The sequence below is a fragment of the Microcystis flos-aquae FACHB-1344 genome, from assembly GCF_014698375.1.
In the GTDB taxonomy this organism is placed as follows: Bacteria; Cyanobacteriota; Cyanobacteriia; order Cyanobacteriales; family Microcystaceae; genus Microcystis; species Microcystis aeruginosa.
The window spans coordinates 1-9372 of sequence record NZ_JACJSW010000065.1; the positions used below are offsets into that span (position 1 = coordinate 1).

Consider the following 9372-nt stretch of genomic DNA (forward strand, 5'->3'; position numbering starts at 1 on the left):
AATTCTTCCACAATAGCCAAAGCTTTTTCATTTTCTGCCTCTGTTTTAATAACTTTAGGTAAATGGCGAGCTAGTAATTCTTTGTATTTTTCTGGATTAAAAGTAAGGGTCATCGGTGTCAAGGAGATACATTTCAGGATTCGGATGCTTCCTCGGCTAACGGTTTTAGGGACTGACGGTACTCTTGACCAAACTGCATTGCCTCTTCGTAAGCCGGATCATCAGCAAAAGTGCCGACAATTTTTTCCCACCAGGGAGTTTCGCTGACAGTAGGTAGCAAACGCTTAAGCAGTGCTACTTCAGCTTCTAAAGTTGCTAGTCTTATCTCTAGATCAGTGCTTAACATGGTTGACATATCCTCCCATTCTGCTCTTGCTCGAAGGTTAGCTCTAAAACAAAATTTGTTTCAACGCCAGAAGCCATAAGATGAACTGATGAAACGTTTTCCATCGGTAATTCAGTTGCCTGTCATCGTCAGTTATTGACACTCCCGTTTGCTACTTTGTCCTTAGCTGCTATATTAACTGGTTAAACCGTGTTTTAGGGCAAAACGTACCAATTCCGTGCGACTATTAGTACCAGTCTTGCTAAATAAGCGACTGACGTATTTTTCTACGTTTCTGACGCTGGTTTCTAGACGACTGGCAATTTCTTTATTCATCAATCCCTCCGCTACTAAATCTAAAACGCTTTGTTCCCGGGGGGTAAGGTCAATTTTAATCGGGGGGGGAGTAGTAGTAAAAGTGTTCTGTTGTCCCACCTGCTGTTTTAATTCCCGGATATCTCGGGCAATTTCTTCTAATCTAGCGTTTTCGCTGGTGGCTTGCAGGGATTGACGACGGCGCTCGATTAAAGACTTGATTAATGCTTCTAATTCTTCGGGATCGAAAGGCTTGGATAAATAAGCATCACAACCGGCATTATAACCCTGAATGCGATCGCTCGTCATCCCCCTAGCAGTGAGAAAAACCACGGGAATTGTCTGAAAACGAGCATCTTCGCGCAATTTCTTCAGAAACTGATAGCCATCCACCTGCGGCATCATAATGTCGGAGATGACTAATTCCGGAATTTCTTGATTGAGTAAATCCCAGGCTTCGTTAGCATTACTAGCAGTTCTTACCTCGAAGTCATCCCCGTACTGTAGATATGCTTGCACAGATTCACGAACCCCCGGTTCGTCATCCACTAACAAAACTTTCGCAGGTGTGTCCATCAATTTCTCGCAGCGCTCGAATATTGTCCGAATCCTATCTTATCAGCTATCAGGAGCCGGTCGTCAGGAGACAGGAGTTAGGAGACAGGAGACAGGAGACAGGAGTTAGGAGTCAGTAGTCAGGAGACAGGAGATAGGAGTCAGGAGACAGGAGATTATTTTTATTTATTCTTCCCACACCCTACACCCCACACCCTACACCCCACACCCTACACCCCACACCCCACTTCCCCACTTCCCCACTTCCCAGATCATCCTCAAGATAGTGACGGTGAGTTAAACTAGCAGATAGAACTAAAAAGTTACAAAAATCACCTAGATTATTTTAGAATCCTTTCACCATTCTTAACAAATCCCGTGACCATTCTCTGCTGGCTCGATCGCATTAGTGCTTCTGATCGCCCCCTGGTGGGGGAAAAAGCTTTTATTGCCAGTGAATTACACCGGCGAGGATACCCAATTATCGGGGGATTTGCCATTTTTAACCGCATTTTTGCGGAATTTTTGGAAACTATCAACAATGCTGACTCTTTCTTGACTGATTTTCCGCAATCTTCCCTCTATTTAGACGTAGATAACGCAAAAGCTCTGCAATTAGTCGCCAAAGAGAGTCGGGGCGCCATTTTACAAGCGCAAATTCCTCCTCTCTGGTTAGAAGAACTAGAGGCGGCCGTGGCACAATTATCCATGGATACCCTAGTATGGCGCTTTTCCCTACCAGCTAATCTGGCTCGGCGAACTCTCGGTTTATTTTCCGCCCCAATCAGTGGAATTAAAGCAGATAATCTAGAAAATGCCCTAAAACAAGCTTGGGCGGAGTTATTCACCGCCAGAAGTCTATTTTATTGGCGAAAAGTGGGAATTGGTTTAGAAAAAATTCAATTATCTTTACTGGTACAACCGTTATTACCAGCCAATTGTGCGGGAAATGTGCTGATTAATGAGGATAACTGGCAAATTCAGGCGGTTTGGGGATTAGGACACAGTTTAGCTAATGGAGAAGTGGCACCGGATACCTACATTATCGATCGCTCCGGTCAATTACGCAGTCGGCAATTAGGCAATAAATCCCGCGCTTATTATCTCAATAGTGACAGTAATCTGCTCGCGCCACAATTATTAGCACCCAGTTTACAGGAAAGCTACTGTTTAGATAATTTCGCCCTCGATCGCCTTTGTCAACTGGTTCAATCTCTGCTGACGGAAAAACCGACGTTAACCAGCATAGAATGGCTGATGATGCTGGATGGTCAAATTTATATTCTTAGCTGTCACAGTCAGGAAATCACCGCTACTACCTGCCATTATCCCTTAAGAGGATTAGGGGCATCCCCGGGGTTGGCATCGGGAGTGGCAAAAGTGATCAGCAATTTCGACTCCCCAGAGGCAACTTTTCAGGATTGCATTCTGGTTACTACTAATTTACCTCCCCAAAAACTGCCCCATTTACGCCAAATTAGAGCAATGATCACGGAACAGGGGGGATTAACTAGCCATGGAGCCATTTTAGCCCGGGAATTAGCCATTCCTGCCGTTGTCGGGGTGAAAAATGCCACGGAAATTATCCGCTCAGGTGAGATAATTTTAGTAGATGGTACGAGGGGAATTATTTCTCTAGCATCTCAGGAACAGATTTCCTTACCCCCACCACCACCCAGAGAAACCGACGGGACGGCAATTGCTACCCGTTTGATGGTTAATCTCAGTCAAACTGAAAGTATTGCCGGAATCCAAGAACTGCCTATTGATGGGATCGGTTTATTGCGCTCAGAATGGATGATTTTAGAGTTACTTTCTCAGCGTAATCTAGAAGAATGGTTAACACCAGAGCATCAAGAAGCATTGATCGAGAGATTAAGTGATTTAATCGCACAATTTGCCCTTAGTATCCAGCCTAAGCCTTTATTTTACCGTTCTTTTGATGCTCAACATTCGGCTCAAGACAGTCGGGGAACCCATGGTTATATATTAGATCCGACTCTATTCGATCTGGAATTGCAAGCTTTACGACGGGTACAAACCACCAGCGCCACCAATATTAATTTACTGCTTCCCTTTGTCCGCGGGGTTGAAGAATTTATTTTTTGCCGGCAACGGGTACAATCGGCTTTACTCACTCAAGTCCCTTCTTTCCAATTGGGGATAATGGTGGAAGTACCCGGGGTAATCTTTCAATTGGGGGATTATGTGCAAGCGGGGGTACAATTAATCGCTATTGGTACTAATGATTTAACTCAATTACTTTTAGGTAGCGATCGAGAACATTTCTCAGAATATTTTAACGCCCGTCATCCCGCAGTCAGAGCGGCCTTAAAACAAATTATCACTCAAGCAAAAGTTTTACAGATTCCCTGTTCCGTTTGCGGCATGGCTATCGTCCAGTATCCTGAACTTATCGATGATCTGATTGCTTGGGGTGTGACTTCTCTTTCGGTGGATACAGAAGCAGTTTTAGCCACTAGAGAGGCAATTGTTCGCGCCGAAAGAAGATTTTTATTGGAAAATAGCAGATAACTTCCGAACTACCCCACTACCCCACTACCCCATCAACCCACTTCCCCACTACCCCACTTCCTAATTCATACTTTGTGCTTTTTGTCAAAAAAACTTTTTTTTTGCAATAAAACTACACAAAAAAAAGATCATCGTTGTGGGTGAAATTGACTCATTTACCTGTCTTAATGAGGATTACCTTCTAGGTGTGGCAAGGGTTTCAACCGTTGCTGCCCAAAAAAGCATAGAATACCCCACTATGAAATTCTATCAAATCGCTGTAACCATTGTAACATCGTTGTTAAATAAAAATCTTTCTCAATTAATTCTTAAGAATTTGTAAATATTGCGAAATGTTAATTTAAATATTCTCAAGTTGTTGGAGTTCATAGATAATTTTTGCTTATCTTTGAGCAACATTGGGTTAGAAGTCAGGAGACAGGAGACTCCGAGACAGGAGACAGGAGATTATTTTTATTTATTCTCCCCACTTCCCCACTTCCCCACTTCCCACTTCCCGCTCCGGCGCTCTTCTTAAACAGGATTTAGCATTAGATAAGGTTTGCTGAATAAATCTGAAAACTTTGTTGGGTAACACTTTTAGACTTTTTGTCAATCAAAAAGTACCAGATATGGGAGTGATCGGGGGGAAAATTCAGGGACTTTTTCCCTGAAAATTAGGTAATTGACCTCCTCAAAATCGGGAAAACCCTACACCCTACACCCTACACCCCACACCCCACACCCTGTCCCCTAATGCCTAGAGAATTTCAATAATTCCTTGACTGCCATCGAGACGAATTAATTGACCATCTTTTAACAATTTCATGGCATTATGCACATCCATAACCGCGGGAATTCCGTATTCTCTGGCAATAATAGCACCATGGGATAATTGTCCCCCCACCTCGGCAATAATTCCCACAGCCCGGGATAATAAAGGCGACCATCCTGAGTCAGTATAGGGAATAACGAGAATAGTATTGGGGGCAATTTCTAGATTTTGTAAGGTTGGCATAATTTTGACTCGTCCCTCCACTGTCCCCCCACTAGCGGCAATTCCCTGTAAGCGTTTTTTGGCAGTTAAATTTGAAACTAAAAATTCTCTTTTCGGGGGTTGTCCATAAACGATGTAGGGAATATCGGTTAATTGAGAGTTTTCTTGGAATTGTTGGCGACGCTGACGGATAATCTGGTTAAGATGGGCGATTTTATTATTCTGACCCAACTGGGTAACTTCTGAGTAATTTAGATAAAATATATCTCCCGTCTCCGATAATATTTGCTGCTGTAACCAGAGGGTTTCTAAAGCGAGAAAATGCCAGCGTAGGTGAGCTAAAAGACGGGAGTAAATTTCAGTAACCTGGTTTTTGATATTTAATCTTTTTTGGACATTGTGGGAAGATTTAACTTTTTTCTGGCTATTATTGCCCGGAATATCTAAGGGTAGTTGTAGCAGATATTGGGGATTTTCTCGCCATCTCGGTATGGAAATATCGGTTCCCACTTCGCTTAAATAACCGTAGGTTTCTAACCAGAGGGAAAAAGCTGAGTCAAAATCTCGATCGATCGTATTTTTTCTCAGTTCAGATAGCGATCGTATTGAGGCTATTTCTGGTGCTTGGGAGTTATCCAATCTCTCAAAAGGTACTTGCGAAATACTGCGACGCAAGGCGAAGCTAAGAGGGGCAAGAATACTATAATAGGTAGCTTTTTTTAAGACGGTTAAAATCTCCTCAATTTGCTCTAAAATCTCCCCTGAAGATAAAGCTTCTGGGGAAGTAGCGTTAATTTTTTTGAGCGTCGGGATAAAATAGTTTTTTTGATCTTGGCTAAAGTCTTTTTCTAACTGTAATTCCCGTCCTAAAAGTTTTAATAAACCAGGGGAATTAGCCAAGGTTGCCGTTAAAGGTGGTTGGGTAAACTTTGCCCCTTTAGTCAGGAATTCTAAGCTTTCTGGAGGTAATCCCATGCGACGGAAAATTGTTGCTAATAAAGAAGCATTAAAATAGGCTCTTTGATAGTGTAAAGTCGCTGTTTCATTGAAATCCAAATCGAGAGCTTTTTTGTCTAAAACTAACTGGAAAATATCTCCCCAAACTCCACAGGTTAAAGGACGATTAATTGACCAAGGCAAAGGACGAATTACCCCGGGGATAACTTCCGCTGCGATTTTTCTTGTCCAAATTGGCTGTAAATTAGTGATAGGACGGCACTGTAATAACCATAATTTTCGTCCGTCATGAGTCCATTCTATATCTTGGGGAATGCCATGATCAAGGTTTTCTAATTGCCGACAAAGATTAGCTACCTGTTGAATAATAGCCGGGGGAATATCTCCCTGTCCGATAATGATATTTTCTTCTAAATTAACTCGATAACTTTCGGGGGTGATTCTTCCCGATACAACTCTGGTGGCATCTCCGGGTAAAGCTTCAATAACCACATCTAAACTGAGAGGATTAATCGGATCGCGACTGAAGGCAACTCCCGAAAAAACTCCTCGAATTTGTTCTTGAATTAACACAGCCATGGCCGTGTTTTCTTGACCTCGATCGAGTCGATAATTAACAGCATTAGGACTATTATAGGAGGTTTGGCAACTTAAAATCGCCGCCGCTAAATTTTCTCGATCAACAACGTTAAGAATTGTGGTATATTGTCCCGCAGATGAAGCAGTTTCACTATCTTCTCCAATAGCGGAAGATCGCACGACTAAGGGATGATTAATATCAGGATGAAGAGATTCTATTAACGGTTGTGGATCATCCCCCGGTGGTAAAATCCAACCCCTAGGAATGGGATAACCGGCACGCTTAAGATAGGCTAAAGTGGCGGACTTTTGTCCCACTTTTGAAGCCACCAGATTGTCATCAAGGGTTTGGATCGATCGATCTCCACGAAAAAAACGAAACATAGTTTTTGATTCATTGTTAACACTTGCTTCGGGTAAGTCTAAATCGTCGGGTATTTTTTGAAAAATTGCCCCTAATAAACAGGCTAAAGCAATGGCAGTTATAATATAACCTGAATCGTGGGGACGGCGCAAGGTGAGAATTAAAGCTAATAAAAATAATCCTACCAATCTACCCGTAGATTTTTCTCGAAAAATAGTAAAGCTAATTACACTAATGATTGAGGTGAGAAAAACAGCGACAAAATCGTGAAACATTAATCCCCAGAAAACATTAGTAGTTCCTGCACCTTTTCCTAACCAATAGCGCCCCATGACTAAGGCAATTAAAGCTAATAATTCCCAAGGGGAGCCGGTGGGAAAAAATAAACGGGTTAGGAAAATAACGATAATTCCCTTGGCTGCTTCCGAAATTACCGCCAAAATTCCCACTAATTTACCCCCATGGTAAAAAGCGGCAGTTACACCGATATTACCAGTCCCTAATTGGGATAATTTACGTCCAGTTACGAGATAATTTATCCAATCGATCAGAGGCAATCCACCGATGATAGGACAGACTAAAAAAATAAATAGGGAACCCCAAATTTCTGTCATTATATTTTCTGGCTCTAAAAAATAGTTACTTCTCGGTGAAGTCCTGTCAGGTATCGGGATTAGAATAATTCCGTCCACACTCCCTTAAATCTTATATAGTATTTTAGCTCTACCAACCCACGACATTATTTATTTTAAATTTTACTTTATAAATACTTACAGCCTTTCTCGGACAGATGAGGTATAATGACAATAGTGATTGCAGCAATTACGGGTGTCTTTCTTGGAGACTGCCTTAAAAGCTTCTTCGAGAGCCTTGTCTAAGTCTCGATAATTTTTCGTTTGTAATTTTACCAAGATAGACTTGGCTTTTGGGCAAAAGTTTTCAAGAGTTTTCAATCGAGGTAAAGTCGAGAGAGTAAGACGGACTTCTTCGCTGACATGAATTTTATCACTCACCGTTCGCTCATTTCTGGAACCGAAAATTTGATAAATTGTCTCAAATGTAGTCTAGCAAAAGCATTGAGCGTTCTACCCGCATATTTATTAGTACAAAAAGACCATTTTGAGGTTAAGGAATCGCCACTGTTCTGCTTACCTTATTCGCTAAAAAGCATACAGGATAAAGGTTACGGCAATTTTAAAACCCTTACCTAAAAAAATTAAGCCAACAATGAGTTATAATTGATAGCAATTACACAAAATTATTATCTTGGAAATAAAATAAGACTAGGTTTATGCTGCTCGATCCTTTGGCAATGTCTTCAGTAGAACTAGATAATTTAAATCAACTTCCTGATTGTTCGGCCATATATTTTGCTATCGATTCTCAAAATAGAATTCTTTATATTGGTCAAGCAGTTAATCTTTTAAATCGCTGGAAAAATCATCATCGTATATATCAATTACAAGAAATTAATCAAGATTATCCTGTAAGAATAGCTTGGCAAGCTTGCAATAATGAAGAATTAAATGAAATTGAACTATATCTAATTAAACATTTTCAACCTTTGCTAAATAAAACAGAAGTTAAATCTCCACAAGTTGTACCATCAGAGTTAGTCTTCCGAAATTTTCTCAGGGAATTTTCTCGACGATTAATCATTATTGGGTTTAAACCACAAACTTCTCAAGAGCTACCACATATTCATTTGAAATATGACTGGACAGATTGTTCTCCGAAAGGGACAGCCGCAAAGATTAAAAATTTTATTCAAGAAAATAATAATATAAATACCAGTTTTAAGATTAGAAGAAAACCTTGGGGAAGAACAGGGGGCCAGAAGATTTTCAAATAGGCAGTCGCGCACAAAAAGCCCTAGCTCGTCAGAATCGTTCCTATAATAATCATTGGGAAATGGCTTGTAATGGAGTAATAATCTCTATCACCCCTACCGATAATTATAAACAGATTAAATCAATAACAAATTTTCAAAAACTTGCTGGGGTAAAAATGAGAACAATCCCAGAACATGATTTTAAGAGAATGTCTAATCAATATCCTTATGATTTTGCGGATTTATCCTGCTTTGTCGATGATTTAGTTCCGTTGCTTTGGATTGAAGGGTAATCTTGAATGGGTGCATCTCAATTTTGGAGAAATATCTATATTACATTATGGGCGCAAGCGTTCATTAGACCTCTTGCAAAAATTTTTTATGGTATAATGGAGGGTTTATCTATTTCGTCTTTGAACTTCTAAATTTATGATCTTTCCACCATTATTTTTCCACAGATACGGTTAATCAACTCTCAATACATTATTGGCACGACCAAGATATCTAGCTTGTTATTCTCAGCTAAATTAAAAGAATATAGTTAGTTTTTTGCTTAGGCTTTTGAACCTAAATCGTTATGGTAAATTCCAGCGATTAAATGACTTCTTAATCCAAATTTATATCGGCGATTTCGATAGGGGTAAGAGAGAATTTTGAAGATTTTTAAACAGCGATTAACATTTTCTACAGCTACTCTTATTCTCCCTAATTCCCGATTATATTTCCTCTGCTCCTCCGAGTAATTCTTTCCCCTTGGTTTCCTAATAGGAATCTCACTTAGTTCATGAATTTTTACAATTCCTTGGTAGCCTTTATCTGCTAATAATTTTATTGTTTTAGGTAATTTTACTTGACTTTTTGGGAATAATTTAAAATCGTGCATTCTTCCTTTTCCATGCCTTAAACACATTATCTTCTTCGTTTTTAAATCAATA

General features: G+C 40.3%; 8 protein-coding genes and 1 pseudogene. 3 read left to right on the forward strand and 6 right to left on the reverse strand.

The genetic code is table 11. The annotated features are described in order from the left end of the window. From H6G48_RS27105 to H6G48_RS05085, 3 genes and pseudogenes are all read right to left on the reverse strand, one after another. Positions 1 to 113: pseudogene (locus tag H6G48_RS27105) on the reverse strand (transcriptional regulator); the annotation flags it as partial. A 20-nt stretch (positions 114 to 133) separates the two neighbouring features. Continuing rightward, positions 134 to 346 (reverse strand): hypothetical protein, encoded by a 213-nt coding sequence (locus tag H6G48_RS05080; RefSeq protein ID WP_002757840.1) that lies wholly within the window; start codon positions 344 to 346, stop codon positions 134 to 136. 174 nt (positions 347 to 520) lie between these two features. After that, positions 521 to 1216, reverse strand: a complete 696-nt coding sequence (locus tag H6G48_RS05085; RefSeq protein ID WP_002795661.1) for a response regulator transcription factor — start codon at positions 1214 to 1216, stop codon at positions 521 to 523. 357 nt (positions 1217 to 1573) lie between these two features. On the opposite strand from H6G48_RS05085, the gene H6G48_RS05090 reads away from it, so the two are divergent. Beyond that, positions 1574 to 3730, forward strand: coding sequence for a putative PEP-binding protein (locus tag H6G48_RS05090; RefSeq protein WP_190719728.1), 2157 nt, complete (start codon positions 1574 to 1576; stop codon positions 3728 to 3730). A 739-nt stretch (positions 3731 to 4469) separates the two neighbouring features. On the opposite strand, the gene H6G48_RS05095 is transcribed toward H6G48_RS05090, so the two are convergent. Then, a complete protein-coding gene (locus tag H6G48_RS05095; protein ID WP_190719731.1) occupies positions 4470 to 7220 on the reverse strand; it encodes a glycerol-3-phosphate acyltransferase in 2751 nt (916 codons plus the stop codon). A gap of 156 nt (positions 7221 to 7376) precedes the next feature. Next, positions 7377 to 7619: a hypothetical protein gene (locus H6G48_RS05100; protein ID WP_190719734.1), complete on the reverse strand. Its 243-nt coding sequence runs from the start codon at positions 7617 to 7619 to the stop codon at positions 7377 to 7379. A gap of 278 nt (positions 7620 to 7897) precedes the next feature. On the opposite strand from H6G48_RS05100, the gene H6G48_RS05105 reads away from it, so the two are divergent. Together H6G48_RS05105 and H6G48_RS26050 are read left to right on the forward strand one after the other, a co-directional pair. Beyond that, a complete protein-coding gene (locus tag H6G48_RS05105) occupies positions 7898 to 8458 on the forward strand; it encodes a GIY-YIG nuclease family protein (RefSeq protein ID WP_242034531.1) in 561 nt (186 codons plus the stop codon). Positions 8459 to 8517: 59 nt separating this feature from the next. Next, a complete protein-coding gene (locus tag H6G48_RS26050) occupies positions 8518 to 8730 on the forward strand; it encodes a hypothetical protein (RefSeq protein WP_242034532.1) in 213 nt (70 codons plus the stop codon). Positions 8731 to 8990: 260 nt separating this feature from the next. On the opposite strand, the gene H6G48_RS05110 is transcribed toward H6G48_RS26050, so the two are convergent. Further along, the coding region (locus tag H6G48_RS05110) for a transposase family protein (RefSeq protein WP_190719747.1) at positions 8991 to 9372 on the reverse strand (382 nt) is incomplete at its 5' end.

Excerpts from the sequence above, each read along its gene's own strand:
- H6G48_RS05080 (WP_002757840.1), bottom strand. The coding sequence starts at position 346 with ATGTTAAGCACTGATCTAGAGATAAGACTAGCAACTTTAGAAGCTGAA.
- H6G48_RS05085 (WP_002795661.1), bottom strand. The coding sequence starts at position 1,216 with ATGGACACACCTGCGAAAGTTTTGTTAGTGGATGACGAACCGGGGGTT.
- H6G48_RS05095 (WP_190719731.1), bottom strand. The coding sequence starts at position 7,220 with ATGACAGAAATTTGGGGTTCCCTATTTATTTTTTTAGTCTGTCCTATC.
- H6G48_RS05105 (WP_242034531.1), top strand. The coding sequence starts at position 7,898 with ATGCTGCTCGATCCTTTGGCAATGTCTTCAGTAGAACTAGATAATTTA.
- H6G48_RS26050 (WP_242034532.1), top strand. The coding sequence starts at position 8,518 with ATGGCTTGTAATGGAGTAATAATCTCTATCACCCCTACCGATAATTAT.